Raw genomic sequence first — 26,456 nt, 5'->3', positions numbered from 1 at the left:
GCTTACCAGCTCGCCTTGGTGATGCCCGGGATCTCGCCCCGGTGCGCCATGCGCCTGAAGCACAGCCTGCAGATGCCGAAGTGCCTCATGTACGCGTGAGGGCGACCGCACAGCTTACACCTGTTGTGCTTTCTGACGATGAACTTGGGCTCCCGCTTGGTGGCCTCAACCTTCGCCTTAGTGGCCAACGCTTTCCCTCCTCAATCCTTCAACGGCAGCCCCATCAGCTTCAAGAGCTGGTGGGCCTCCTCATCCGTCTTCGCGCTCGTGACTATGACGACGTCCATTCCCCTGATCTTCTCCACCTTGTCGTAGTCGATCTCGGGGAATATGAGCTGCTCCTTGAGACCGAGCGAGTAGTTACCACGGCCATCGAACCCCTTGGACGAAACCCCGCGAAAATCCCTCACCCTCGGGAGCGCGACGTGGAACAACTTCGCAAGGAAATCGTACATCCGCTCGCCGCGAAGGGTGACCTTGCAGCCTATTGACATCCCGGCCCTGAGCTTGAATGCCGCGATGGACTTCTTCGCGCGCGTGATCACCGGCTTCTGCCCCGTGATGGCGGCCAGGTCGGCCGCGGCGGCGTCGAGCGCCTTCGGGTTCTGGATGGCGTCGCCCACGCCCATGTTAAGGACGACCTTCTTGACTTTCGGCACCTCGAGGCGGTTCTTGTACTCGAATGTCTTCATCATTTGCGGGACGATTTCATTAACGTACTTGTCCTTCAGGTACGCCACTTCCGTACCTCCTTTCGAGCCTCCGGCCTGCCTGCGTTACCGCCTATACTACCTCGCCGCACTGCTTGCAGACCCTGGCGGTCTTGCCGGCCTCAAGCACCTTGTTGCCCACCCTGGACGGCTTTCCGCACCGAGGGCAAACCCACATGACCTTGGAGCTGGGAAACGGCGCTTCCTTCTCGATGATTCCGCCCTGCATGACCTTCTGGGTAGGTTTCTGATGCTTCTTGACTATGTTAACGCCCTCAACCACGACGGCGCCTTTATCCGGGATCACCTTCAGAACCTTCCCCTTCTTACCCTTGTACTTCCCCGCGGTGACGTACACCGTATCGCCGCTCTTTACGTGAATCCGTTCCCGTTCCATCGGGATACCTCCCTAGAGCACCTCGGGCGCGAGGGATATGATCTTCATGAATTCCCTCTCACGCAATTCCCTCGCCACGGGTCCGAATATGCGGGTACCTCTTGGCTCCTTGTCGTCCTTCAGTATGACGGCGGCGTTCTCGTCGAACTTGATGTACGACCCGTCCGGGCGCCTGAGGCCCTTCCTGGACCTCACGATGACAGCCTTCACGACGTCGCCCTTCTTGACTACTCCGCCGGGGGTCGACTCCTTCACCGACGCCACGATCACATCGCCGATGTTGGCATACCTGCGATAATGCCCGCCGAGCACCCTGATACACATGATCTTCTTGGCCCCGGTGTTGTCGGCAACCGTCAGCCTGGTGTAACTCTGTATCACGCCCGTAACCTCCCCTCGATCGCCGGCCTTCCGGTTACTTGGCTCGCTCGAGCACCTCTACCACGCGCCACCGCTTCTCCCTGGAGAGCGGTCGCGTTTCCATCACTCTCACCTTGTCGCCGACCTTGCAGTCGTTCGTTTCATCGTGTGCCTTCAGCTTCTTGGTAACCTTAAGGCGGCGCCCGTACAATGGGTGGGACGTGAACCTTTCAATGGCGACCACGACTGTCTTGTCCATCTTGTCGGACACGACCGTCCCCACCCTTACCTTCCTCGCTCCCCGCCTCTCTTCCATGTCAGCGTCCCCCTGTTCTATGCCCTGGCCCGGCCGGCCTGGAGTTCCCGCTCCCTGAGGATCGTCTTGATCTTTGCGATGTCGCGACGGACTTCCCTGATCCTCATCGGGTTTTCGAGCTGGTTTGTGGCCAGCTGAAACCGCAGGTTAAACAATTCCTCCTTGAGGCCTTCGAGCTTCTTGGCCAGCTCGGCGCCCTCCATATCGCGAAGATCCTTAGCCTTCATTCGCTTCACCACCCACTTCCTCGCGCTTCACGAAGCGCGTCTTCAAGGGCAGCTTGAACGCGGCAAGCCTCATGGCCTCCCTCGCGACATCTTCGCTAACCCCGGCAAGTTCGAACAGCACGCGGCCCGGCTTCACCACGGCGACCCAAAATTCGGGGTTGCCCTTGCCGGAGCCCATCCGGGTTTCGGCAGGCTTCTGGGTAACGGGCTTGTCGGGGAATATTTTGATCCAGACCTTCCCGCCCCTCTTGATATACCTGGTCAGGGCCACACGCGCTGCCTCAATCTGGCGATCGGAAACCCACGCCGGCTCGAGAGCCTGCAGGCCGTACTCGCCGTAAAGCACTTCCGAACCCCTGTAGGCCTTTCCGGTCATGCGCCCGCGGTGCTGCTTCCGGTACTTGACCCTCTTGGGCATCAACATGGGTTACTCTCCTCCCTCAACCGCCGCCTTGGGCTTCTCCTTGTCTCTGCGGGGCGCCGCCGGAAGGACTTCGCCCTTGTATATCCACACCTTGATGCCGATCTTGCCGTAAGTCGTCGTCGCTTCCGCGAAGCCGTAGTCTATGTCGGCTCTCAGGGTGTGGAGCGGGACCGTGCCCTCGACATCCCTCTCCCTACGCGCCATTTCGGCGCCGCCGAGACGTCCCGAGATCCTCACCTTGCAGCCCCTGGCCCCGAGCCTCATCGCCCTGGATATCGCCTGCTTCATGGCCCTTCTGAACGATATCCTCTTCTCGAGCTGCTGCGCGACGTTCTCGGCCACGAGCTGAGCATCCGTTTCGGGCGACTTGACCTCGACGATGTTGAGGGCGACCTGTTTGCCTGTCAGGGCTTCAACCTGCTTCCTGATGTCCTCCACGCCGGCCCCGCCGCGGCCGATGACCATACCGGGTTTGGCCGTGTAGATGGTGACCTTCAGCCTGTTGGCCGCCCTTTCTATCTCAATCCGAGACACGCCCGTGATGTAAAGCTTCTTCTTCAAGAACTCGCGGATCTTCACGTCTTCCATGAGGATGGACGGAAACTCCTTCTTATCCGCGAACCACTTTGCGTCCCAATCCTTGATGATGCCTATCCTGAGTCCCTTTGGATGGACCTTCTGGCCCATTACTTCCCCTCCTTTCTCTCCTTGACAACCACGGTGATGTGGCTGGTACGTTTGAGAATCGGGAAAGCCTGCCCCCTCTGCCGGGGTTGATACCGCTTCCAGGTCGGGCCCTGGTCGACTATCGCCTCAGCGACGTAGAGGTTCTTCCCGTTCATTTCGAAGTTGTTCTCAGCGTTGGCAACCGCCGACTTGAGCACCTTACTTATGATCACCGAAGCCCTCTTGGGCGTGAAGCGCAGTATTGCGAAAGCCTCATCCACTTTCTTGCCCTTGATCAGGTTCGCGACTATCCTGACCTTCGTCGGCGATATGCGGATGTGCCTGGCCACCGCTCTTGCTCCGGCCGAACCCGTCTCCACCGAAAGACCCCTCCCTAAGGTCACTTCAACGCGGTCGACCGCTCCGTGTGAGCACCGTGACCGCGGAAGGTGCGCGTGGGAGCGAACTCTCCCAGCTTGTGACCGATCATTTCCTCAGTGATGTACACGGGGACGTGCTTCCGCCCGTCGTATACCGCTATGGTGTGCCCGACCATGTCGGGGATAATGGTCGAATCCCTGGACCACGTGCGGATGACCCTCTTGTCGCCCTTCGCGTTCATGGCCTTGACTCGAGCGTGCAGCTTCTCGTCCACAAACGGCCCCTTCTTGACGGACCTGGACATTCACAGGCCTCCCTTCTTACTTCCGCCGCTTGACGATGTAGATGTCGGACGGCTTGCGCTTCTTCCGCGTCTTATAACCCAGCGTCGGCTTGCCCCACGGCGTAACGGGGTGCTTGCGCCCGATCGGCGACTTGCCCTCGCCGCCGCCGTGCGGGTGGTCTACGGGGTTCATGACGACCCCGCGCACCGCCGGCCGCTTGCCCATCCAGCGGCTCCGCCCTGCCTTGCCTATCGAGATGTTCTCATGCTCCACGTTGCCGACCTGGCCTATGGTCGCCCTGCAATCGAGGCTGACCAGCCTTTGCTCGCCTGACGGCATCCTGAGCAAGGCGTGCGGTCCTTCCTTCGCCATTATCTGCGCGCTGACGCCCGCCGCGCGGGCGATCTGGGCGCCCTTTCCCGGTTGCAGCTCGATATGATGCACCATCGTGCCGGTCGGGATGTTCCTCAGGGGCAGGTTGTTGCCGGCCTTTATGTCGGCGTCCGGCCCCGAGAGAAGTGTATCGCCCACCGCCACGCCCACCGGCGCGAGGATGTAGCGCTTCTCGCCGTCGGCGTAGTGAAGCAGCGCGATCCTCGCCGAGCGGTTCGGGTCGTACTCGATCGTCGCCACTTTGGCAGGAATCCCGTCCTTGTCGCGGCGGAAGTCGACGATGCGGTACGCCCGCCTCGAGCCGCCCCCCTGGTGACGGACGGTGATCTTGCCGCGCGCGTTGCGGCCTGCATGCTTCTTGAGATTGGCGATAAGCGACCGCTCGGGCCTGGTCCTGGTTATCTCTTCAAATGTGCTGACCGTCATCCCCCTGATGCCGGGGGACGTCGGCTTGAACGATTTCACACCCATCTGCGACTACCTCCCAGCGAGCAAGTCGCTTACATGCCCTCGAAGAACTGTATCTTCTGGCCTTCCTCGAGGGTCACCATGGCTTTCTTCCAGTTGGGCCGCCGCCCGCTGTGGACGCCCATCCTTCTGACCTTGCCCAGCATCCGCATTGTGTTGACGGCCTTCACCTTGACCTTGAATATCTCTTCCACCGCGTCCCTGATCTGGGTCTTGTTGGCCCTCTCGGCCACGACGAACGTGTAAATCGAGTGGCCCATCGCGGTGTTGCTCTTCTCAGTCACTATCGGCCGGATGATTATGTCTCTCGCCGTCATGGCGTGCCGAGCACCTCCTCGACGCGTTTGGCGGCGTCCTTTGTGAGAACGACCTTCTCGTGAGCGAGGACGTCGTACACGTTAAGGTTTTGCGCCGTCGATGTGGTGACTCCGGCTATGTTCCTCGAAGACCTCGAGACGCTTTCGTCGGGAGCCGCGGTAACCACCAGAGCGGTACGCCCCCCTACGTTCAGGTTCGAAAGCACCTTGACCATCTCTCTGGTCCTGGGCTCGCTCAGGCGAAGCTCGTCCAACACGATGATCTCCCCCGAACGGAGCTTCGACGACAGCGCCGACTTCAAAGCGAGTCTCCTCTGCTTCCTCGGCATCTCGAACCCAAAATCCCTCGGGTGCGGGCCGAACACGACACCGCCCTTGCGCCAGAGCGGGGAACGAATAGTCCCCTGTCTCGCGCGACCGGTCCCCTTCTGCCTCCACGGTTTCCGGCCGCCACCGTCGACCTCCGCGCGGGTCTTCGTATCCGCAGTCCCCACGCGGGAGTTGTCGAGGTGCATCCTGACAGCCATGTGCATCAGGTGCTCGTTTTCCTCGACCCCGAACACCGAATCGTTCAGATCCATCTCGCCGACTTTTGCGCCGGTTACATTCACAACGTCGACCTTAGGCACTCCTGGTCCCTCCCCTCTACGAGGCCTTCACGGCATTCTTGATCGTGACCAGGGAGCCGTTAGCCCCGGGGATCGCGCCCCGTATCAACATGAGGTTCCTGTCAGGATCGATCTTCACGACCCTGAGATTCTGGATCGTCACGCGCTCCTGGCCGTACCTGCCCGGCATGAGCCTGCCCTTGAATACGCGGGCGGCTTTACGGGACTGGAGCGAACCGGGTCCGCGGTGGTACTTGGAGCCGTGGGCCATCGGCCCGCGGTGGAACCCCCACCTCTTGACGCCGCCGGCGAAGCCACGGCCCTTGGTGAGGCCTATCACGTCCACGAGTTCGCCGGCCGAGAATATGTCGGCCTTGATCTCGCTGCCGACCTCGTACCCGTCCACCTTGTCGAGCCTGAGCTCGCGCAGGCGCCTCGCCAGGGGTACCCTCGCCTTCGCAAAGTGCCCCTTGACCGGCTTGCGCAGCGACTTCTCGCGTGCGGGCCCGAACCCGACCTGGAGCGCCTGGTACCCGTCGCTCTCGACCGTCTTCTTCTGTACGATCACGCACGGCCCGGCTTCGACGACCGTCACGGGGATGAGCACCCCTTTGTCGTCGAACACCTGGGTCATGCCGAGTTTACGGCCAATGATTCCCTTCCGCATCGAGTCCACCTCCCTCAGTAACCTGGTATCCGCCCGACCTAGAGCTTGATCTCGATATCAACCCCTGCCGGCAGATCCAGCCGCATGAGGGCGTCCACCGTCTTGGACGTCGGTTCGACTATATCTATCAGGCGCTTGTGAATCCGCATCTCGAACTGCTCGCGAATGTCCTTCTCGCCGTTGGGCGCGACCAGGATCGTGTACACGCTCTTCTCCGTCGGGAGCGGCACCGGGCCCGAAACCGAGGCGCCGGTACGTTTCGCGGTGTCCACTATCCTCTCCGCCGAGCGGTCGAGGATCTTATGGTCAAACGCCCTGAGGCGGATCCTGATCTTTTGGGCAGGCATCAATTCCCCTCCTCGCTACGTGGCTGGTCACTCGTTGATCTTGGTGACAACCCCCGCTCCAACCGTCCTGCCGCCCTCGCGGATCGCGAACCTCAAGCCTTCCTCCATCGCTATCGGCGCGATCAACTCGAGCTCCATCCGGATGTTGTCTCCAGGCATCACCATCTCCACTCCGTCGGGCAACTTAACCACGCCCGTCACGTCCGTCGTCCTGAAGTAGAACTGCGGCCTGTATCCGTTGAAAAACGGCGTGTGCCGCCCCCCTTCTTCCTTCGTCAGCACATACACCTCGGCGTCGAACTTCGTGTGTGGCTTTATCGACGCCGGCTTCGCCAGCACCATCCCACGGAATACCTCGTCCTTATCTATACCCCGGAGCAAACACCCAACGTTGTCCCCAGCCTGTCCCTGGTCCAGCAGCTTCCGGAACATCTCTACACCCGTCACTACAGTCTTCTTCGGCCTCTCTATGAACCCAACTATCTCGATCTCGTCCCCTACCTTCACCTGGCCGCGCTCTATCCTGCCCGTCACAACTGTCCCACGACCAGTTATCGTGAATACGTCCTCTATCGCCATCAGGAACGGCTTCTCAGTATCCCTCACAGGAGTCGGAATGTACCTGTCTACCGCATCCATCAACTCCCATATCTTCCCGCACCACGGACAATCCCTCTTACCACATCCGCATTCCAGAGCCTTGAGCGCTGAACCCGCTATCACAGGAGTCTCGTCCCCGGGGAACTGGTACTTCGTCAGAAGCTCCCTCACTTCAATCTCTACAAGCTCCAATAGCTCGGGGTCGTCCACCATGTCAGCCTTGTTCAAAAATACCACCATCGTGGGTACGCCTACCTGGTGCGCAAGCAGTATGTGCTCCCTCGTCTGCGGCATCGGACCGTCAGCCGCGCTCACCACCAGGATCGCTCCGTCCATCTGCGCCGCACCAGTAATCATGTTCTTGATGTAGTCCGCGTGACCCGGGCAGTCCACGTGCGCGTAGTGCCTCGCCGCAGTCTCGTACTCAACGTGCGCAGTCGCGATCGTGATCCCCCGCGCCTTCTCCTCCGGCGCCTTGTCTATCTGGTCGAACGGCGTGTACTCAGCAAATCCTGCACCCGCCAAAACCTTCGTGATGCACGCCGTCAGCGTCGTCTTCCCGTGGTCGATATGTCCAATCGTTCCTACGTTGACGTGCGGCTTCGTCCTCTCAAACCTCTTCTTGCCCATCTCGAAAATCCTCCTTACCCGTGGTAGATTGGGATCAAGATTGTATCAAACGGTTTACAGACTGCCGGAACCCCTACCGGATTACACGATACCCAACAGATTCTGCAGGATCTGCTCCTTGACGTTGGGCGGCACGTCCCTGTACTGGGAGAACTGCATGGTGTACGTGCCACGCCCCTGAGTCCTCGAACGCAGGTCGGTTGCGTAGCCGAACATCTCCGCAAGCGGCACCAGCGCGCGGATCGCCTGCAGACCGGAACGTCGCTCTATGCCCTGGACCTCGCCCCGCCGGGCGCTGAGGTCCCCGAGGACGTCGCCCACGTATGCCTCCGGAACCACGACCTCGGCCTCCATTATCGGCTCGAGGAGCACGGGATTGGCATCCTGGCAGGCGTTCTTGAACGCCATCGAGCCGGCGATCTTGAACGACACCTCGGACGAGTCAACCTCGTGGTACGACCCGCCGGTAAGCGTTACCCTCGCGTCGACGACCGGATACCCCGCGATCACTCCGCTCTCCATCGCCTCACGAACGCCGGCCTCCACGGCGGGGATGAACTCTCTTGGTACGGCCCCGCCCTGCACGGCATCGACGAACTCGAAGCCGCTGCCGCGCTTGAGCGGCTCGACCTCGACCTCCACGTGCCCGTATTGGCCCCGCCCGCCGGTCTGCTTCACGTAGCGGCCCTCGGCGGACACGGATCTGGTGACGGTCTCCTTGTAGGCGACCTGCGGCTTTCCGACCTCGGCCTCAGCCCCGAACTCGCGAAGCAGCCTGTCGACGATGATCTCGAGGTGAAGCTCGCCCATCCCCGATATCAGCGTCTGGCCAGTTTCGGGGTCGGTGTGAGTCCGGAACGTCGGATCCTCGTCCGCGAGCCTTGCCAGCGCGAGCGCCAGCTTATCCTGGTCCGCCTTGGTGCGGGGCTCAATCGCCACCGATATCACCGGGACCGGGAAATGCATGGCCTCGAGCACGATCGGGTGAGCATCCACCGCGAGCGTGTCGCCGGTGGTCGTTTCCTTCATCCCGAGGGTCGCGGCAATATCACCCGCGCGGATGTCGGGCACATCCTCGCGCCGGTTCGCGTGCATCATCACGAGTCGCGCGACCCGCTCGCGCCTACCGCGCGTGGCGTTGTACACGTACGACCCCGCCGACAGCACGCCGGAGTATACCCTGACGTATGTGAGCTTGCCCACGTACGGGTCCACCGCGATCTTGAACGCCAGCGCGGAGAACGGGTCGTCGTCGGACGGCCTGCGCTCTTCCTCGGCGCCGGTTTCGGGGTTCGTGCCCTTGACGGGTGGGATGTCGAGCGGAGACGGGAGATAGTCCACGACCGCGTCGAGTAGCGGCTGCACTCCCTTGTTCCTGAAGGAAGCTCCGCACAGGACGGGGACAATCTTCGCGGCGAGCGTCCCATTGCGTATGGCGCGGCGTATGTCGCCGGGCGAGATCTCGCCGCCCTCGAGGTAGATCTCCATCAAGCGGTCGTCGAACTCCGCAACCGCCTCGAGCACGGACGTGCGGGTCGCCTCCGCCAACTCGCGGAGTTCCGCGGGGATTTCTTCCTCGACGACCTGGGTACCCAGGTCGTCCGCCCAGGTGGTCGCCTTCATCGTCACGACGTCGACGACACCCCTGAACGAATCCTCGGCTCCGATCGGGATCTGCACCGCGACGGGCTTCATCCCGAGGCGTTCCTCAATCATGTCCACGACGCGGAAAAAGTCGGCCCCGACAGAGTCCATCTTGTTGACGTAGGCCATCCTGGGGACGTGGTATCTGTCCGCCTGGCGCCATACCGTCTCGGACTGAGGCTCGACGCCGTTCCTGGCGCAGAATATCGCGATCGCGCCGTCGAGCACCCTGAGGGAGCGTTCGACCTCCACCGTAAAGTCAACGTGGCCTGGTGTGTCTATAATATTAATCCGGTGGTCTTTCCAGAAACAGGTAGTAGCGGCGGAGGTGATCGTTATCCCTCGCTCCTGCTCCTGGACCATCCAGTCCATGGTCGCCGAGCCCTGGTCCACCTCTCCCATCCTGTGAACCCGGCCGGTGTAGAAGAGGATCCGCTCCGTGGTGGTGGTCTTGCCCGCATCGATGTGGGCCATTATTCCGATGTTCCTGGTCCGTTCAAGCGGGTACGCCCGCGGCATGGTATCCCCTCCTTTCACCGTAATCTTCGACATGGACTAGAAATCGGTCCCTTACCACCTGTAATGCGCGAACGCCTTGTTGGCATCAGCCATCTTGTGAGTGTCTTCCTTCTTCTTTATGGTCGATCCCGTATTGTTGGCTGCATCCATCAACTCGTTGGCAAGCCTCTCCTGCATGGTCCGCTCGGACCTGTCGCGCGAGTACTGAATGAGCCAGCGGAACGCCAGCGAAAGTCGCCTGTCGGGCCTTACCTCCATCGGGACCTGGTAAGTGGCGCCGCCTACCCGCCTCGGCCGCACCTCGACAGCCGGCATCGCGTTCTTCACTGCCTGCTCGAAAACCTCAATCGGGTTCTTGCCCGTTTTCTTCGCGATCATGTCCATCGCACCGTAGAATATCCGCTGAGCGAGGGACTTCTTGCCGTCCCACATGATCTTGTTCATGAATCGGGCGGCTGTGACGTTGCTGTAAACCGGGTCCGGCAGTATTTCCCGCTTCGAAACAATACCTCTCCTGGGCATCCATCTCCCCCCTTCTGAGCGGAGTTCCGCGTTACGCCTTCTTCGGGGCCTTGGCCCCGTACTTCGAACGCCCCTGCATCCTTTTGGCTACTCCCGCCGAGTCAAGGGCGCCGCGAACGATGTGGTATCGTACACCGGGAAGGTCCTTTACCCTGCCTCCGCGTACGAGCACGACCGAGTGCTCCTGCAGGTTATGGCCTATACCCGGGATGTACGCCGTTACCTCAATGCCGTTCGTCAACCTGACCCTCGCGATCTTCCGGAGGGCGGAGTTGGGCTTCTTCGGGGTGGTCGTCTTGACCACGGTGCATACGCCCCGTTTGAAGGGGTTCTGCTTGAGCGCGGGGGCCTTGGACTTCTGCCCTACCGCTTCCCTTCCCTTGCGCACCAGCTGGCTGATGGTCGGCACACTGTCACCTCCCGCTTTCCGCTTCCTCTTTCAATATCGCCGCCGACGCCGCCCCGACCTCGATCCCGCAGGCCTTGCCCAGGGCGGACATGGTGTCAACGTACTCCACCTTGACGGCGCTGTCACCGCATCGCTTGACGATGTCCCGGATCACCCGCTCGTCGGCGTCTCTCGCGACGAACACCATCTCCACGACGTTCCTCTCGAGCGCCTTTGCGGTTTGCTTGGTTCCGACAGTGCGCCTCTTCGCCTTCCTCAAAGCCTCAAGCGGCATAGGACTTTCCCCCCGGCAGCACAGACGCACTTTATGATTTTAGCACCAGCGAAAGTGCGTGTCAATCAGCGCCAGTCGTCCCGCAAGGGCTCCGGCCGCGCCAATGGCGGACGCGCGCGCCCCTGCCGGCGTCGTGCCGCCCCCCGACGTCAGCTTTCACCGGCGGGGTCTTCGTACTCCGGCTCGGGCACGTACGTCTCCACCGGCCTTATGTTCTGGTACCTCGACATCCCCGTGCCGGCCGGGATCAGCTTGCCGATAATGACGTTCTCTTTCAACCCGATCAGCGGGTCGCGCTTGCCCTTAATCGAGGCCTCGGTCAGGACGCGCGTGGTCTCCTGGAAGGACGCCGCCGACAGGAACGAGTCGGTCGCGAGGGAGGCCTTCGTGATGCCGAGCAGCACCGGCCGCGCCACGGCGGGCACCCCGCCGCCGGCGATGACGGTGACGTTCTCGTCCTCGAACTCGAACAGGTCTATCAGCCCGCCCGGCAGCATTTCGGTATCGCCCGGTTCCTCCACCTTCACCTTGCGCAGCATCTGCTTGATGATTATCTCGATGTGCTTGTCGTTGATATCGACGCCCTGCAGCCTGTACACACGCTGAACCTCGCTCAGCAGGTAAACCTGCGCCGAGCGCACGCCCTTGATCCTGAGCAGGTCATGCGGGTTGATCGAGCCCTCGGTCAGCACGTCCCCTGTCTGTATGCGGTCGCCGTTCTTGACGCGAAGCCTGGCCCCGTAGGGGACCGAATACGAAGCGACCTCGCCCTCGTCCGAAACGACCTCGACCTCGCGCTTGTCCTTGCCCTCGGTGATGCGGACAGCGCCGCCCAATTCGGAGACGATCGCCTGGCCCTTCGGCTTGCGCGCCTCGAACAGCTCCTCGACCCTGGGCAGACCCTGGGTGATGTCCTCGCCCGCGACGCCGCCGGTGTGGAACGTCCTCATCGTGAGCTGCGTGCCCGGCTCGCCGATGGACTGCGCCGCGATGATGCCCACGGCCTCGCCGACTTCCACCATTCCCCCTGTCGCCAGGTTACGGCCGTAGCACTTGACGCACACGCCGTACCTCGTCCGGCAAGTCAGCACGGACCTGATGGCGACCTCCTGTATACCGGCCTCCACGATCTTGTCCGCATGCTCTTCCATTATTTCCTCACCCGCGGGAACGATCACGCCCCCGTCCCTCGGGTCTACGATGTCGTTCAGCGCGGTGCGGCCGATTATGCGGTCCTTGAGGTACTCGATGATCTCCGAGCCGTCCCGAACCTCGCTAACCAGGATACCCTCGTGGCCGTGGCAGTCCTCTTCCCTGACTATGATGTCTTGCGAGACGTCCACGAGTCGCCTCGTAAGGTATCCCGAGTCCGCCGTCCTGAGCGCAGTGTCCGCGAGACCCTTCCTGGCGCCGTGGGTCGACGTGAAGAACTCGAGCACCGTCAGGCCCTCGCGGAAGTTGGCCCGGATGGGCATCTCGAGGATCCGGCCGGACGGGTCGGCCATGAGGCCGCGCATGCCGCCCAGCTGGGAAATCTGCTGCACGTTACCACGGGCCCCGGATATGGCCATCATGTACACCGGGTTGAACCTGGACAGGCCGTCCATCAGCGAGGAGGTGATCTTGTCCTTCGCCTCGTTCCAGAGCGCCACGACCTTCTGGTACCGCTCCTCCGAAGTGATCAGTCCCCTGTTGAACTGCTGCTGTATCTTCTCGACCTCGGCCTCGGTGTCGCGTATGATCTGCTCCTTGTCCTCCGGAATCGCGATGTCCTCGATTCCGATCGTGGTCCCCGCCCTGGTAGCGAAGGTGAAGCCAAGCTCCTTGATCCCGTCCAGCACCATCGCGGTGACTCCCGCGCCGTGCCTGCGGTAGCAGGTGGCCACGAGCCTCGTCAGCATCTTGCGGTCGACCATCTGGTTGATGAATCTCATGTCCTCGGGCAGCCTCTCGTTGAGCATCGCCCGTCCGAGGGTAGTCTTGACCCGCCGCCCGCCCAGGCGGAGTTCGATGGGCGCCTGCAGGCTAATCATGCCGTCGCTGAAGGCCATGATCGCCTCGTCCAGGCTCGAGAACTTCCTGTCCTTACCCTTGCCGTTCGGGTCTTCGATCGTGAGGTAGTACGAGCCGAGCACCATGTCCTGGGTCGGGGTAACCACCGGCGACCCGTCCTTCGGGTTCAATATGTTGTGGGCCGAGAGCATCAGAACACGCGCCTCCGCCTGAGCCTCCGCGGAAAGCGGAACGTGCACGGCCATCTGGTCACCGTCGAAGTCGGCGTTGTATGCAGTGCACACCAGGGGATGAATCTGGATCGCGCGGCCCTCGACGAGCACGGGCTCGAACGCCTGGATACCCAGCCTGTGAAGCGTGGGCGCGCGGTTCAGGAGCACGGGGTGCTCCTTGATGACGTCCTCGAGTACGTCCCACACCTCGGGCTTGACCCTTTCGACCATGCGCTTGGCGCTCTTAATGTTGTGCGCAAGGCCGTCCTTGACGAGCCTCTTCATCACGAACGGCTTGAACAGCTCCAGCGCCATCTCCTTGGGCAGCCCGCACTGGTGGAACTTCAGGTTCGGACCGACCACGATGACCGAACGCCCGGAGTAGTCCACGCGCTTGCCGAGCAGGTTCTGGCGGAACCGGCCCTGCTTGCCCTTGAGCATGTCACTCAGCGATTTGAGGGGCCTGTTGCCGGGTCCGGTGACGGGCCTGCCGCGGCGGCCGTTGTCGATCAACGCGTCGACGGCCTCCTGCAGCATGCGCTTCTCGTTCCGCACGATTATGTCCGGGGCGCCCAGGTCGAGCAGCCTCTTGAGCCTGTTGTTTCGGTTGATGACGCGCCTGTAAAGATCGTTCAGGTCGGACGTGGCGAAGCGTCCGCCATCGAGCTGTACCATCGGCCTGAGCTCCGGCGGTATGACTGGAACTACGTCGAGTACCATCCACTCCGGCCTGTTGCCCGACTTGCGGAACGATTCCACAACCTCCAGCCGGCGAACGGCCCGGACCCTTCTCTGCCCGCTTACTTGCTTGAGCTCCTGTCTGAGATCCCTGGACATCTGGTCGAGGTCGATGATCTCGAGAAGCTTCTTGATCGCTTCGGCGCCCATGCCGGCCTTGAACCCGCTCCCGTACTTCTCTCGGGCGTCGCGGTATTCGCTCTCTACGAGGAGCTGTTTCTGCATGAGCGGCGTGTCGCCCGGGTCCGTCACGATGTAGGCGGCATAGTACAGGACCTTCTCCAGCGACCTCGGAGACATGTCGAGGAGCAAGCCCATCCGGCTCGGGATACCTTTGAAGTACCAGATGTGCGACACGGGCGCGGCGAGCTCGATGTGACCCATGCGCTCGCGCCTGACCTTCGACCGCGTGACCTCGACGCCGCACCTGTCGCAGATGATACCCTTATACCGGACGCGCTTGTACTTGCCACAATGGCACTCCCAGTCCCTGGTCGGGCCGAAAATCCTCTCGCAGAACAGGCCCTCCCTTTCCGGCTTGAGGGTCCTGTAGTTTATCGTCTCGGGCTTCCTGACCTCGCCCCGCGACCACTGCCTGATCTGATCGGGGGATGCCAGGCCAATCCGTACGGAATCAAAGTTGTTGACGTCCAACAACGCTCTCCTCCCGGCCTAGTAGTCGTCTCAGTCGTTCGCGTCTTCCGCCTCGCCGGCCTCGTCTCCGGGGTTTTCGCCCACGGCGCTCAGCCCGCGGAGGTCGATCTCCTCCTCGATATCCCTCTTGGTCGGCTTACGCCTCTCGACCTTGGTCTTCAGGGTCTTCTTCTTTTTCCGGGAGGCCTCGCGCTCCTCCGCCTGTTCCTCCTGTTGGAGGTCGACCACGACGGGTTCGCCGGCTACCGGCTCGAGCAATCCCGGCTCAACACCATCATCCGGTTCGCCCTCGACGGCCTCTTCGGGTGTCTCTACCGGCTCCAGTTCATCCTCGAACGCCGGTATCTCGTCCGCAACCTCACCGGCCGGCTCCGCCCCCTCGACCAGCACGTCGGCGACCTCGTCGATGCCGGGGACCTCCTCCGCAATGATCTCGTCGTCTTCGGCCTCGTCAGCCTCAACGCCGGCGGTTTCGGTGTCGATAACCCGTACAGCTTGGCGGCTGCGGTCGGGGGAAGGCGGTATCCTGACCTCCTCGCCCTCGATCGGGATCTCGAGCTCCCTGGCGGTCTCGGCTATATCCTCGTCGGCCTCCCTCATCTCGATCTCGCGGCTGTCCTCGGTAAGTACCTTGAAATCGAGCCCGAGGCTCTGGAGTTCCTTGATCAGGACCTTGAACGACTCAGGCACACCCGGGTCGGGCACGTTCTCACCCTTCACTATCGCCTCATACGTTTTCACGCGCCCGACCACGTCGTCGGACTTGACGGTGATCAGTTCCTGGAGGGTGTACGCGGCTCCGTACGCGTAAAGCGCCCACACCTCCATCTCGCCGAACCTCTGCCCACCGAACTGTGCCTTGCCACCCAGCGGTTGCTGGGTAACGAGGGAGTAAGGGCCGGTCGAACGCGCGTGGATCTTGTCGTCGACCAGGTGCGCCAGTTTCAGCATGTACACGTATCCGACGGTGACCTGGTTGGCGAACTTCTCGCCGTTCCTGCCGTCACGCAGTTCCGTCTTGCCCTCGCGAGAAAGCCCTGCTTTGTTCAGGAACTCTATGATCTCGCTTTCCCTGGCGCCGTCGAATACGGGGCTGGCTATCCACAACCCGAGTGTCCTGGCCGCCCAGCCGAGGTGACACTCGAGAATCTGTCCCAGGTTCATACGGGACGGCACACCCAGCGGATTCAGGACTATCTCGACGGGGGTACCGTCAGGCAGGAAAGGCATGTCCTCCGCAGGCAGTATGCGCGCAATGACGCCCTTGTTGCCGTGGCGGCCAGCCATCTTGTCACCGACGCTGATCTTGCGCTTTTGCGCGATGTAGGCGCGCACGAGCTGGTTTACGCCGGGGGCGAGTTCGTCGCCGTTTTCCCTCGAGAACACCTTTACCTCGACGACGATCCCGCTCTCACCGTGCGGGACGCGTAACGAGGTATCCCGGACCTCCCGAGCCTTCTCGCCGAATATCGCGCGCAGCAGGCGCTCCTCGGCGGTGAGCTCCGTTTCGCCCTTCGGCGTGACCTTGCCCACCAGGATGTCGCCGGGCCGCACCTCGGCGCCGATCCTGATGATCCCGCGGTCGTCGAGGTCCTTCAGAACGTCCTCACCCACGTTGGGAATGTCGCGGGTTATCTCCTCGGGTCCCAGCTTGGTGTCGCGGGCGTCGCATTCGTATTCCTCTATGTGAATCGAAGTGAACGTATCCTCGCGGACCAGTTTTTCGCTGATGAGTATGGCGTCCTCGTAGTTGTAGCCCTCCCACGGCATGAACGCCACGAGGACGTTCCGGCCGAGCGCGAGCTCGCCCTGGTCGGTGCACGGGCCGTCGCCGATGACTTCACCCTTCTCGACCCTCTGCGACGGGGCCACGATGGGCCGCTGGTTCATGCACGTCCCCTGGTTCGACCTCGAGAACTTCATGAGCGGGTAGCGGTGAATCTCACCCTGGTCGCTCTTCAGCACGATCTCGTCCGCCGTCGCCTTCTCGACGACCCCCGCCTCGGGGGCGATCATGACCACGCCCGAATCACGCGCCGCGCGGTACTCCATGCCGGTGCCGATGAGCGGGGCCTCGGTCCGTATAAGCGGAACGGCCTGGCGCTGCATGTTGGAGCCCATGAGCGCACGGTTCGCGTCGTCGTGCTCGAGGAACGGGATCAAGGCGGTCGCGATGCTGACCACCTGCTTGGGCGAGACGTCCATGTAGTCCACCTGGCCCACTGGCACTTCGAGTATTTCATCCCTGTACCTCGCGGTTACGCGCGGCTCGAAAAAGCGGCCGCTCTCGTCGAGGGGCTCGTTGGCCTGGGCGATGACGCACTCGTCCTCCTCGTCCGCGGTGAGGTAGTCGACCTGATCCGTTACGACCCCTTTCTCCTTGTCGACCTTGCGGTACGGCGTCTCGATGAAACCGAACTCGTTTATCCTCGCGTACGTGCTGAGCGAGCCGATGAGGCCGATGTTCGGACCTTCAGGGGTCTCGATCGGGCACATCCTGCCGTAGTGGGAGTTGTGCACGTCGCGGACCTCGAACCCCGCCCGCTCCCTGGACAGGCCACCCGGCCCGAGCGCGCTGAGCCTCCTCTTGTGGGTAAGCTCCGCCAGCGGGTTCGTCTGGTCCATGAACTGGCTCAATTGGCTCGACCCAAAGAACTCCTTAACCGCGGCGACCACCGGTCTTATGTTTATCAGCGCCTGTGGCGTAATGATGTCGACGTCCTGGATGGTCATCCTCTCGCGAACGACTCGTTCCATCCTGGCGAGGCCGATCCTGAACTGGTTCTGCAGGAGCTCGCCGACCGAACGGAGCCGCCTGTTCCCGAGGTGGTCGATGTCGTCCAGTGTGCCGATCCCCTTGAACAGGTTCAGGAGATAACTTATGGAGGCAACGATGTCCTCCCTGGTGATAGTGCGCACGTTTATTCCCGGGAGACCGTTGGACACGACTTTTACGATGGACTGGTCTCTGGTCTGCACCTCGATCTGGGTCACGCCGGCGGCTTCGATCCTCTCCGCCAGCCTCTTGTCGATGAACACGCCGGCGTCCGCGATGAGTTCGTTTGTCGCCGGAACGCGCACCGCCTGAGCCGTGGTGGCACCTATGATCCTCCGCCTTAACGTCAGCTTCTTATTGAGCTTGTACCGCCCGACACTCGCCAGATCGTACCGCCTAGGCTCGAAGAACAGGCTCTCGAGCAGGTTTCTCGCGTTCTCGATTGTCGGCGGCTCGCCCGGCCTGAGGCGCTTGTATATCTCGACCAGCGCCTCTTCCTCGGAGTCGGTCGAGTCTTTGTCGAGAGTGGTTCTGAGCTGCGCGCTCTCGCCAAGGGTCTCGAGAATGGACGCGTCCGTGCCGAGGCCGACCGCCCTGAGGAGCACGGTCACGGGGACCTTCCTGGTCCGGTCGATCCGGACGGAAATCACGTCCGACGGGTCGGTCTCGAACTCGAGCCAGGCGCCCCTGTTGGGGATTACCGTGGCGAAGTACAGCTTCTTGCCCGTGAGATCGATCTGCTCGCTGTAGTAGACGCCCGACGACCTCACGAGCTGGCTGACGATGACCCGCTCAGCCCCGTTGATGATGAACGTGCCCTTGTCGGTCATCAGGGGGAAGTCCCCCATGAAGACCTCCTGCTCCTTGACCTCGCCTGTCTCCTTATTGATCAGGCGGACCTTCACTCTCAAGGGCGCGGCGAAAGTGACGTCCCGCTCCTTGCACTCATCCACCGAGTACTTGGGCTCTCCAAGGCTGTAATCGGTGAACTCGAGGATCAGGTTTCCCGTGAAGTCCTGGATCGGAGAGATGTCGCGAAAGACCTCGCGAAGGCCTTCCCGCAAGAACCACTGGTATGAGTTCTGCTGTATCTCGATCAGATTCGGGACTTCGAGGACTTCCTCGATGCGGGAAAAGCTGAGTCTCTCACGCCGGCCAACCCTGAGTGGACGGGCCATCCATGGTTCACTCCTCTAAAAGCAAAATAACCAAAAGTAAAATGCTCCGGGCCGTAGCCCGCCTCACTTCACCTTTGGGTTAACATCCTGAAGCCTGATATCGCCAATCCCCACCTGTGCCGCACCAATCTAACGGTATTCTCGCTATGACGTGCGCTCCGCAGTGAGCGGATGGCAATAACCCATACTATCACCAGGAATCGAGCTTGTCAACAGCATCGCGATCATCTTCGCGATCATCGCGCCGCCGTCACGGCGCACCTGGTGTTCCCGGCTTGCTGGCGATTTTGAACATGAGCTCGGCCTCGGCTGCCACCTCGTCGCCCACACGGGCTACCCCCTTGCCCTTGCCGACACCCGAACGCATCTTCAGTATTTCCACCTCGATCACGAGCCTGTCCCCGGGGCGGACCACCCTCCTGAACCTGGCGCCATCGATCCCGGCGAAGAGCGGGATCTTCCCTTGATACTCAGGGCATGACAGCACCGCCACCGCCCCACACTGCGCCATGGCTTCGATGATTAGCACACCGGGCATCACCGGCATGCCGGGGAAGTGTCCCTGGAAGAACGGCTCGGACTCCAGCACGTCCTTCTCACCCACCGCCCTGCGGCCGGGGTCGAGCTCGACGATCCTGTCCAGGAACAGGAACGGCTCCCTGTGTGGCAGTATCCTGCGGATCTCCTGCACCGACATCATCGAGCACACCCCCGGGTTGACACGGCTAGTAATGATTCTACCATTCAATGCCGGTGTGTCAAAAGGGCAACCGCGGCGGTCGTTTCCCGTCGAAACACGACGCACACAGCAACTTGACCGCGGACTGGCACCAGATTATGATAGGTATTAGTAGCAGATATTAGTACCCAGGTATTAATAGCTGGATTATATCATGATCCGGTCCAATGGAGGGATGGGGTGGTGGGCTCGAGTACATCCAGGGCGATCGTAACTGGAGTGGGGTCGTTCGTTCCCAACAACGTCCTCCGCAACTCGGACCTCGAGAAGATGGTCGACACTTCGAACGAATGGATCCTGGAGCGCACGGGGGTGCGCGAGCGCAGGATCCTCCCCCGCGATCAGGCGACCTCCGACATGGCCACCGCTGCCGCGAGAAAGGCGCTGGAGTGCGCCGGCCGTGGTCCGGCCGACGTCGACCTGATCATAGTGGCCACTGTAACGCCCGACATGGTGTTCCCCTCCGCTTCCTGCCTGGTCCAGCGCAACCTCGGCGCCGGCCGCGCGGCCGCCTTCGACGTCGGTGCGGCGTGCTCGGGGTTCCTGTACGCAATGGCGACCGCCGCCTCGTTCATCGAGGCGGGGTGTTACAGGACGGTTCTGGTGATAGGGGCCGAGACGCTGTCGAGGATAACCGACTGGACGGACAGGGCGACCTGCGTGCTGTTCGGGGACGGCGCGGGCGCCGTGGTGCTCGAGGCCGCCAATCGGTCCGGGGACGACCGCGGAATACTCGGGTGGTGCCTCGGCGCAGACGGGACCGGGTGGGACACCCTGATGCAGCCCGCGGGGGGATCGCGGATGCCCGCGTCGGAGGAAACGGTGGCGCAACGCCTGCACACCATCAAGATGAACGGGAACCAGGTATTCAAGTTCGCGGTACGCGCGATGGGCAACGCCGTTAACGAGTGTCTCGAGAAATGCGGCCTCACCCACGCCGACATCGATCTCCTCATACCGCACCAGGCCAACACGCGGATAATTGAGTCGGCGTCGACCAGGTTCAAGATCCCCCTGGAAAAGATAGCGGTCAACATCGACCGGTACGGAAACATGTCGTCAGCGTCTATCCCGGTCGCGCTCGACGAGGCAGTGCGCTCGGGGCGCCTGGAGAAGGGCGACACCGTCGTGATGGTGGCGTTCGGTGGCGGCCTTACGTGGGCGGCTATGACGCTGCGCTGGTAGGGGAGGGAAATCAATGATAGCATTCGTGTTCCCAGGCCAGGGCACTCAATACGTGGGAATGGCCAGGGACATCCACGATGGTTCCGGCGAGGCGAAGGCGGTGTTCGACGAGGCATCGGATTCCCTCGGCCGCGACATGGCGCACCTGTGCTTCTCCGGGCCCGAATCCGAACTGACCCTGACGGCGAACGCCCAGCCGGCCATACTCACGGCGAGCGTGGCGATACTGAGGGCGCTCGCTCCGGCGGGGCTCGCTCCCGCCGCGGTTGCGGGGCTCAGCCTCGGCGAATATTCCGCGCTTGTCGCCGCGGGGGCCGTGTCTTTCCCGGACGCGATAAGGCTCGTCAGGGCGCGGGGTACATACATGCAGGAGGCGGTGCCCGAGGGTGGGGGCACGATGGCCGCGATCATCGGCCTCGACGAGCCCGCCGTCCGTGACCTGTGCCGCGAGGCGTTGGCGATTGGAATCGTCGAGGTCGCCAACCTGAACAGCCCGGGGCAGGTATCGGTATCGGGCCACGTCCCCGCGGTACTCAAGGTGATGTCGCTCGCGAAATCCAGGGGCGGATCGGCGGTGCATCTCAAGGTGAGCGCGCCGTTCCACTGCAGCCTCATGAAGCCGGCTGCCGACCGGCTGCTGCCTCACCTGGAATCCGTCGAGATAACCCGGCCCTCTATCCCGGTCTACGCCAACGTCACGGCACAGCCGGTGGAGAATCCCTCCGGGATACGCGAACTCCTTTACCGCCAGGTATACTCGCCCGTCCAGTGGGAGGCCAGTATCCGCGCGATGATAGCGGCGGGAGCGCGAGCGTTCGTGGAGGTGGGGCCGGGCAAGACCCTCACCTCGATGATCCGCAAGATCGATCACTCGGTCTCCGTGTTCAGCGTGCAGGACAGGGCGTCTTTCGACGGCGTGATGGCGTGGAAGGAGGCGGCGACGGTTGGAGCCTGAGTTGGCGGCGCTCGGGGGAAGGAAAGCGGTGGTCACGGGCGCGTCTCGGGGGATCGGGAGGGCCGTCTGCGTGGCGCTTGCGCGGGCCGGGGCGGACGTGGTGGTCAACTACTCCGCCGACTCGGCCGGCGGCGCCGAGACGACGCGCCTCGTGCGGGAGTGCGGGGCCGGCGCCATGGACGCGAAGGCCGACGTCGCGGATTACGAGGCCGTGGCGGGGATGTTCGAGCGGGTGGTGTCCGAGTGGGGTCGCGTCGACATTCTCGTCAACAACGCCGGTATTACGAGGGACCGGCTGCTGGCAAGGATGAGGCCGCAAGACTGGGCCGACGTGATAGGCGTCAACCTCACCGGCGCGTTCAACTGCTGCCGCGCCGTCATGAGACCGATGATGAAGCAGAGGTGGGGCAGGGTCATCAACGTGGTCTCGGTTTCGGGGATCGTCGGGAACCCGGGCCAGGCGGCGTACTCGGCCGCGAAGGCGGGGCTTATCGGGATGACAAGGACGCTGGCGCGCGAGCTCGGGCCGTTCGGTATTACCGTTAACGCGGTGGCGCCGGGTCTCATTGAGACCTCGATGACGCAGGCACTGCCCGCTGAGGCGAGGGATTCGCTCCAGTCGCGGATAGCGCTCGGTCGCCCCGGGACACCGGAGGATGTCGCACCCGTGGTGGCGTTCCTCGCGGCCCCCGGAGCCTCTTACATAACGGGGCACGTGCTAGTCGTCGACGGCGGGCTTACGTGTTGATGGAGTTCAGTCTTCGCAGGTGCTGACAACGGTGACAAAGGAGGCTGTTTTCGAATGCCGGATAAGACCATGACCAGAGAGGAAATCGTCGGGAAGGTCCGCAAGGTAATCGCGTCCCAGCTCGAGGTGGAAGAGGAGAAAGTCACGCCCGATGCGTCGATCATCGACGATCTGGGCGCCGACTCCCTCGACATCGTGGAGGTCGTTATGAGTCTGGAGGAAGAGTTCGGAATAGAGATACCCGACGAGGACGCCGAGAAGCTCAGCCGCGTCAAGCACGTCGTGGAGTACATCGCGGGCCGGCTTTAGCCCGCGGGCCTGAGGGAGTGGTCACATTGAACACCCGCGTAGTGATCACGGGCATGGGAGCGGTAACGCCGATCGGCTCCGGAGTCGATGCGCTCTGGACCAGCCTGATCCGAGGTGTATCGGGGATCGGCCCCGTGACGCGTTTCGACACTTCGGAATACGAAACGCGGATCGCGGCGGAGGTCAAGGAGTTCGACCCCACGACCGTGATCGACCGGAAGGAAGCCAGGCGCATGGACCGCTACACGCAGTTCGGCGTCGTGGCGGCTGCCCAGGCTGTCGCGGACGCGCGACTCTCGGGATTCGACCCCGAGCGGGGCGGCGTGTGCTTCGGGACGGGCATCGGCGGAATGGAAACGCTCGAACAGCAGTTCAGGGTGCTCTTCGAGAAAGGACCATCGAGGGTGAGCCCGTTCTTCATCCCCATGATGATATCCAACATGGCGGCGGGGAACATCGCCATACAATTCGGCCTGAAGGGGCCCAACGCCACGCTCACGACGGCGTGCGCCGCCTCGGCCCACTCCGCGGGTGAGGCGTTCGAGGCGATCAGGCGCGGGCGCGCCGACGTCATGCTCGCTGGCGGCAGCGAGGCGCCGGTAACCCCGATATCGTTCGCGGGGTTCTGCTCGATGAAGGCGATGTCGACCCGCAACGACGAGCCCGCCAGGGCGGTCCGGCCCTTCGACAAGGGCCGAGACGGGTTCGTCATGGGCGAGGGCGGCGGGGTCGTCGTTTTCGAGTCCCTGGAGCACGCGAAGTCGCGAGGGGCGAAGATCCTCGCCGAGATGGCGGGGTACGGGCAGTCCGCTGACGCCTACCACATAACGGCGCCCGCCGCGGACGGCGACGGCGCCGCCAGGGCTATGGCGGCGGCGCTCGAGGACGCCGGGATGTCCCCCGGCCAGATCGACTACATCAATGCTCACGGGACGTCCACACCGTTGAACGACAAGACGGAGACAATCGCGGTAAAGCGTGTGTTTGGTGAACACGCCCGCAGCCTCGCGGTGAGTTCCACGAAATCCATGACCGGTCATCTGCTCGGCGCAGCCGGGATAGTGGAGCTGATCGCGTGTGTAAAGGCTATTGTGGAAGGGATGATACCTCCGACGATCAACTACGAGGAGCCGGATCCCGACTGCGACCTCGACTACGTCCCAAACACCGCGAGGAAGCGAGGGGTCAGGGCCGCCATGTCGAACTCCTTCGGCTTCGGAGGACAGAATGTATCGCTGATAGTCAAGCAATTCGAACCCTGAGCCGGGCAGCCGGAAGGGGTCCCGCGGCGGGACCCCTTCCTCCCCTTCCCGGCGGCGACGTTCGCTCGCCGGAACGCTCAAGCCACAATTGCCAGCCTTCTTACTTTATCTCTACGGTAGCGCCCGCCTCAACGAGCTTCACTTTGATAGCCTCGGCGTCCTGCTTCGAGACCTTCTCCTTCACGGCCTTCGGGGCGCTGTCCACGAGGTCCTTGGACTCCTTCAGCCCGAGACCGGTGATGTCTTTCACGACCTTGATTACCTGGACCTTCTTGTCGCCGGTCGAGGTGAGGATCACGTCGAACTCCGTCTGCTCAGCCGGGGCCGCGGGGGCCGCCGCCGGCGCGGCCGCTGCCGGGGCTGCCGCCATTACGGGTGCCGCTGCGCTGACGCCGAATTCATCCTCGAACGCCTTTACGAGCTCCGCGAGCTCGAGTACTGTCATTCCCTTTACGATCTCGAGAACTTCCTGGACCTTCGACATTCTTATATGACCTCCTCAAGATTTGGATGCCGCAATTGGCGGCCGTCAAGTCGTCAAGTCGTGGCCTCGCCGGCCTCGCGCTGCTTCCTCAGGGCGTCAACGGCGTACACGAACGACCTGATAGTACCCTGCAATACCCCGGCAAAACCGGCCATCGGGGCCTGCATCGCGCCCGCGACCCTGGCCAGGAGCACTTCCCTCGACGGGAGGTCCGCCAACCACCTTACCTGGTCCGCCTGGATGATGCGCCCCTCGAGTATGCCGGCCTTGACCTCGAGCTGCCAGTTTTCCCGCGCGAAATCTGCAAGGAGCTTCGCGGGCAGCGCAGGATCGGCGTAACCGAACGCGATGGCCGTTGGGCCCTCCAGGAACTTGTCGAGCCCCTCTATCCCCGCCTCGCGCGCCGCCAGCCTGATCAGGGTGTTCTTCGCGACCTTGTACTCGATCCCAGCCTCACGCAGGCCCCTGCGGAGCTTCGTAACCTGGGCCACGTTCAGCCCGCGGTAGTTCGTGAGTATCGCACTCTTCGAGCGAGATATCGAGTCCTTGATCTCGGAAACGGCTTGCTTCTTCTCTTCGAGCGCCTTCTCGTTCGCCAAACTCACACCTCCTTTGAAAAAGATACAGGCCCCCGCAGACACGGGGGCCGAAATGACTCCGTAGACTCATAGCCCTCGCCTCGGCAGGCGGTCCAGCCTGAACCGTCCCATTAAGCGCGCTTCCCGGCGCCGCGCCTGCTGTCTGCGGCAGGAGACCTGTTCACTTGTAACGGTGGTCCGCAGCTTGGCGCTCGCGCGCCGCTACTTTTCCGCCGGCCTGGTGACCTTCAACGGATTGATCTTCACACCGGGGCCCATCGTCGAGGACACCGTGACACTCTTGATGTACGTGCCCTTCGCGGCCGCCGGCTTTGCCCTGATCAGGGCGTCCATCAGCGCGTAGAAGTTCTCGGCGAGCTTCTCTGACGGGAACGAGACCTTGCCGATCGGGGCGTGCACTATGCCCGCCTTCTCCGTGCGGTACTCGATCTTGCCGGCCTTGAATTCCTTGACGGCGTTCTTCACTTCAAACGTGACGGTGCCGGTCTTCGGGTTAGGCATGAGGCCCTTCGGACCGAGGATCTTGCCCAGCTTGCCGACCGCGCCCATCATGTCGGGCGTGGCTATGGTCATGTCGAAATCGATCCAGCCTCCCTTTATCTTCTCGACCACGTCCTCGGCCCCGACGAAATCGGCGCCGGCCTCCTCGGCCTCTTTCGCCTTATCGCCCTTGGCGAACACGAGGATCCTCACGCTCTTGCCGATCCCGTTAGGGAGCGCCACGGCGCCCCTGACCATCTGGTCCGCGTGTTTCGGGTCGACCCCGAGCCTGATCGCCGCCTCGACAGTCTCATCGAACTTCGCGGCCGCCGTCTTCTTCACGAGGTCGAGCGCCTCGGCGGGGTCGAAGAGTTTCGCCCCGTCGATCTGCTTTGCCGCTTCCTGGTACTTCTTGCCGCGGGATGCCATCTCAATACCCCTCCCTGTGGTGTTAGCGGATTGCTCCTCCCACACAACAGCCACCGGCCATCCGGCCCGTAGCCGTATACGCCGCAAGGGCGTTTATTCCGTGATCTCGACTCCCATGCTCCTGGCGGTACCCTCTATCATCCGCATAGCCGCCTCGACGCTCGCCGCGTTGAGGTCCTGCATCTTCATCTCGGCGATCTCGCGCACCTTCGCGCGGCTCACCTTGCCAACCTTCTTCTTGTTCGGCTCGCCCGACGCGGTCTCGATCCCCAGCACCTTCTTCAGGAGGACGGCCGCGGGCGGGGTCTTGGTGATGAAAGTGAACGACCTGTCCTCGTATACGGTGAGCTCGATCGGGATTACTGTTCCCGCCTGGTCCTTGGTGCGATCGTTGAATTCCTTGCAGAACTGCATGAGGTTGATGCCGTGGGGCGCCAGCGCGGGACCCACCGGCGGTGCCGGGGTCGCCTTTCCGCCCACGATCTGTAGTTTCACTATTGCGGCAATTTTCTTGGCCACGAACGCTTCCTCC

Annotated in this window: 32 protein-coding genes and 1 other annotated feature; of the genes, 5 read left to right on the top strand and 27 right to left on the bottom strand. The window is 62.5% G+C overall.

Translation table 11 applies throughout. The features are described from left to right. Positions 1 to 2 precede the first annotated feature (2 nt). The 23 genes from HPY55_14310 to fabZ all read right to left on the bottom strand — a co-directional run bounded on the left by HPY55_14310 (position 3) and on the right by fabZ (position 19,434). On the bottom strand, positions 3 to 188 hold the full coding sequence (locus tag HPY55_14310; GenBank protein NPV71786.1) for a type Z 30S ribosomal protein S14: 186 nt from the start codon (positions 186 to 188) through the stop codon (positions 3 to 5). Positions 189 to 200: 12 nt separating this feature from the next. Next, positions 201 to 740 carry a 50S ribosomal protein L5 gene (gene rplE / locus HPY55_14305; protein ID NPV71785.1) on the bottom strand — a complete coding sequence of 180 codons (540 nt, stop codon included), beginning with the start codon at positions 738 to 740 and terminating at the stop codon, positions 201 to 203. A gap of 43 nt (positions 741 to 783) precedes the next feature. Next, complete coding sequence (locus HPY55_14300) at positions 784 to 1,092, bottom strand: 50S ribosomal protein L24 (protein ID NPV71784.1); 309 nt, start codon at positions 1,090 to 1,092, stop codon at positions 784 to 786. Between the two features lie 27 nt (positions 1,093 to 1,119). Continuing rightward, positions 1,120 to 1,488, bottom strand: a complete 369-nt coding sequence (rplN, locus tag HPY55_14295) for a 50S ribosomal protein L14 (protein ID NPV71783.1) — start codon at positions 1,486 to 1,488, stop codon at positions 1,120 to 1,122. 34 nt (positions 1,489 to 1,522) lie between these two features. Then, positions 1,523 to 1,783 carry a 30S ribosomal protein S17 gene (rpsQ, locus tag HPY55_14290; protein NPV71782.1) on the bottom strand — a complete coding sequence of 87 codons (261 nt, stop codon included), beginning with the start codon at positions 1,781 to 1,783 and terminating at the stop codon, positions 1,523 to 1,525. A gap of 17 nt (positions 1,784 to 1,800) precedes the next feature. Then, the gene (gene rpmC, locus HPY55_14285; GenBank protein NPV71781.1) at positions 1,801 to 2,010 is read right to left on the bottom strand and encodes a 50S ribosomal protein L29; all 210 of its coding nucleotides are present in this window, start codon (positions 2,008 to 2,010) and stop codon (positions 1,801 to 1,803) included. Then, positions 2,000 to 2,434 (bottom strand): 50S ribosomal protein L16, encoded by a 435-nt coding sequence (gene rplP / locus HPY55_14280; protein NPV71780.1) that lies wholly within the window; start codon positions 2,432 to 2,434, stop codon positions 2,000 to 2,002. Before rplP ends, rpmC begins: the two co-directional genes overlap by 11 nt. 3 nt (positions 2,435 to 2,437) lie before the next feature. Then, positions 2,438 to 3,121: a 30S ribosomal protein S3 gene (gene rpsC, locus HPY55_14275; GenBank protein NPV71779.1), complete on the bottom strand. Its 684-nt coding sequence runs from the start codon at positions 3,119 to 3,121 to the stop codon at positions 2,438 to 2,440. Then, positions 3,121 to 3,480 carry a 50S ribosomal protein L22 gene (gene rplV, locus HPY55_14270; protein NPV71778.1) on the bottom strand — a complete coding sequence of 120 codons (360 nt, stop codon included), beginning with the start codon at positions 3,478 to 3,480 and terminating at the stop codon, positions 3,121 to 3,123. The genes rpsC and rplV overlap by 1 nt, the downstream gene beginning before the upstream one ends. A gap of 20 nt (positions 3,481 to 3,500) precedes the next feature. After that, a complete protein-coding gene (gene rpsS, locus HPY55_14265) occupies positions 3,501 to 3,785 on the bottom strand; it encodes a 30S ribosomal protein S19 (GenBank protein ID NPV71777.1) in 285 nt (94 codons plus the stop codon). A 16-nt stretch (positions 3,786 to 3,801) separates the two neighbouring features. Next, complete coding sequence (gene rplB / locus HPY55_14260) at positions 3,802 to 4,629, bottom strand: 50S ribosomal protein L2 (GenBank protein NPV71776.1); 828 nt, start codon at positions 4,627 to 4,629, stop codon at positions 3,802 to 3,804. Positions 4,630 to 4,658: 29 nt separating this feature from the next. Next, positions 4,659 to 4,943 (bottom strand): 50S ribosomal protein L23, encoded by a 285-nt coding sequence (rplW, locus tag HPY55_14255; protein ID NPV71775.1) that lies wholly within the window; start codon positions 4,941 to 4,943, stop codon positions 4,659 to 4,661. Continuing rightward, positions 4,940 to 5,572 carry a 50S ribosomal protein L4 gene (rplD, locus tag HPY55_14250; protein NPV71774.1) on the bottom strand — a complete coding sequence of 211 codons (633 nt, stop codon included), beginning with the start codon at positions 5,570 to 5,572 and terminating at the stop codon, positions 4,940 to 4,942. Before rplD ends, rplW begins: the two co-directional genes overlap by 4 nt. Before the next feature lie 16 nt (positions 5,573 to 5,588). Then, positions 5,589 to 6,218 carry a 50S ribosomal protein L3 gene (gene rplC / locus HPY55_14245; protein NPV71773.1) on the bottom strand — a complete coding sequence of 210 codons (630 nt, stop codon included), beginning with the start codon at positions 6,216 to 6,218 and terminating at the stop codon, positions 5,589 to 5,591. Between the two features lie 38 nt (positions 6,219 to 6,256). Beyond that, positions 6,257 to 6,565: a 30S ribosomal protein S10 gene (gene rpsJ / locus HPY55_14240; GenBank protein NPV71772.1), complete on the bottom strand. Its 309-nt coding sequence runs from the start codon at positions 6,563 to 6,565 to the stop codon at positions 6,257 to 6,259. 27 nt (positions 6,566 to 6,592) lie between these two features. Then, positions 6,593 to 7,795, bottom strand: a complete 1,203-nt coding sequence (tuf, locus tag HPY55_14235; protein NPV71771.1) for an elongation factor Tu — start codon at positions 7,793 to 7,795, stop codon at positions 6,593 to 6,595. A gap of 81 nt (positions 7,796 to 7,876) precedes the next feature. Then, the gene (gene fusA / locus HPY55_14230; GenBank protein NPV71770.1) at positions 7,877 to 9,958 is read right to left on the bottom strand and encodes an elongation factor G; all 2,082 of its coding nucleotides are present in this window, start codon (positions 9,956 to 9,958) and stop codon (positions 7,877 to 7,879) included. Positions 9,959 to 10,009: 51 nt separating this feature from the next. After that, positions 10,010 to 10,480 (bottom strand): 30S ribosomal protein S7, encoded by a 471-nt coding sequence (gene rpsG / locus HPY55_14225; protein NPV71769.1) that lies wholly within the window; start codon positions 10,478 to 10,480, stop codon positions 10,010 to 10,012. Between the two features lie 31 nt (positions 10,481 to 10,511). Beyond that, complete coding sequence (locus tag HPY55_14220) at positions 10,512 to 10,889, bottom strand: 30S ribosomal protein S12 (GenBank protein NPV71768.1); 378 nt, start codon at positions 10,887 to 10,889, stop codon at positions 10,512 to 10,514. Between the two features lie 4 nt (positions 10,890 to 10,893). Further along, positions 10,894 to 11,163 (bottom strand): 50S ribosomal protein L7Ae-like protein, encoded by a 270-nt coding sequence (locus tag HPY55_14215; protein NPV71767.1) that lies wholly within the window; start codon positions 11,161 to 11,163, stop codon positions 10,894 to 10,896. A gap of 149 nt (positions 11,164 to 11,312) precedes the next feature. Continuing rightward, positions 11,313 to 14,783, bottom strand: coding sequence for a DNA-directed RNA polymerase subunit beta' (rpoC, locus tag HPY55_14210; GenBank protein ID NPV71766.1), 3,471 nt, complete (start codon positions 14,781 to 14,783; stop codon positions 11,313 to 11,315). Positions 14,784 to 14,810: 27 nt separating this feature from the next. Further along, positions 14,811 to 18,734, bottom strand: coding sequence for a DNA-directed RNA polymerase subunit beta (gene rpoB, locus HPY55_14205; GenBank protein NPV71765.1), 3,924 nt, complete (start codon positions 18,732 to 18,734; stop codon positions 14,811 to 14,813). A gap of 250 nt (positions 18,735 to 18,984) precedes the next feature. Continuing rightward, positions 18,985 to 19,434, bottom strand: coding sequence for a 3-hydroxyacyl-ACP dehydratase FabZ (fabZ, locus tag HPY55_14200; protein ID NPV71764.1), 450 nt, complete (start codon positions 19,432 to 19,434; stop codon positions 18,985 to 18,987). 222 nt (positions 19,435 to 19,656) lie between these two features. On the opposite strand from fabZ, the gene HPY55_14195 reads away from it, so the two are divergent. The 5 genes from HPY55_14195 to fabF all read left to right on the top strand — a co-directional run bounded on the left by HPY55_14195 (position 19,657) and on the right by fabF (position 23,932). Next, positions 19,657 to 20,658, top strand: coding sequence for a ketoacyl-ACP synthase III (locus HPY55_14195; protein NPV71763.1), 1,002 nt, complete (start codon positions 19,657 to 19,659; stop codon positions 20,656 to 20,658). Between the two features lie 13 nt (positions 20,659 to 20,671). Continuing rightward, entirely contained in the window at positions 20,672 to 21,613 is a 942-nt protein-coding gene (gene fabD / locus HPY55_14190) for an ACP S-malonyltransferase (GenBank protein ID NPV71762.1), read from the top strand. Between the two features lies 1 nt (position 21,614). Beyond that, on the top strand, positions 21,615 to 22,361 hold the full coding sequence (gene fabG / locus HPY55_14185) for a 3-oxoacyl-[acyl-carrier-protein] reductase (protein NPV71761.1): 747 nt from the start codon (positions 21,615 to 21,617) through the stop codon (positions 22,359 to 22,361). A gap of 69 nt (positions 22,362 to 22,430) precedes the next feature. Next, positions 22,431 to 22,670, top strand: coding sequence for an acyl carrier protein (gene acpP, locus HPY55_14180; GenBank protein NPV71760.1), 240 nt, complete (start codon positions 22,431 to 22,433; stop codon positions 22,668 to 22,670). Positions 22,671 to 22,696: 26 nt separating this feature from the next. Next, positions 22,697 to 23,932 (top strand): beta-ketoacyl-ACP synthase II, encoded by a 1,236-nt coding sequence (gene fabF / locus HPY55_14175; protein ID NPV71759.1) that lies wholly within the window; start codon positions 22,697 to 22,699, stop codon positions 23,930 to 23,932. 100 nt (positions 23,933 to 24,032) lie between these two features. Here fabF and rplL read toward each other — a convergent pair whose 3' ends face one another. The 4 genes from rplL to rplK all read right to left on the bottom strand — a co-directional run bounded on the left by rplL (position 24,033) and on the right by rplK (position 26,443). Next, complete coding sequence (gene rplL / locus HPY55_14170; protein NPV71758.1) at positions 24,033 to 24,416, bottom strand: 50S ribosomal protein L7/L12; 384 nt, start codon at positions 24,414 to 24,416, stop codon at positions 24,033 to 24,035. Between the two features lie 53 nt (positions 24,417 to 24,469). Next, on the bottom strand, positions 24,470 to 25,015 hold the full coding sequence (locus HPY55_14165) for a 50S ribosomal protein L10 (protein NPV71757.1): 546 nt from the start codon (positions 25,013 to 25,015) through the stop codon (positions 24,470 to 24,472). A 12-nt stretch (positions 25,016 to 25,027) separates the two neighbouring features. Continuing rightward, positions 25,028 to 25,181 (bottom strand) — a sequence feature (ribosomal protein L10 leader region). 35 nt (positions 25,182 to 25,216) lie between these two features. Further along, on the bottom strand, positions 25,217 to 25,924 hold the full coding sequence (gene rplA, locus HPY55_14160) for a 50S ribosomal protein L1 (protein ID NPV71756.1): 708 nt from the start codon (positions 25,922 to 25,924) through the stop codon (positions 25,217 to 25,219). A 93-nt stretch (positions 25,925 to 26,017) separates the two neighbouring features. Then, positions 26,018 to 26,443, bottom strand: a complete 426-nt coding sequence (gene rplK, locus HPY55_14155) for a 50S ribosomal protein L11 (protein NPV71755.1) — start codon at positions 26,441 to 26,443, stop codon at positions 26,018 to 26,020. Positions 26,444 to 26,456 lie beyond the last annotated feature (13 nt).

The sequence above is a fragment of the Bacillota bacterium genome (assembly GCA_013178305.1).
GTDB lineage: Bacteria > Bacillota > Sulfobacillia > JABLXB01 > JABLXB01 > JABLXB01.
The sequence above is the reverse complement of the archived record's forward strand: the minus strand, read 5'-3'. Positions and strand labels throughout refer to the sequence as shown.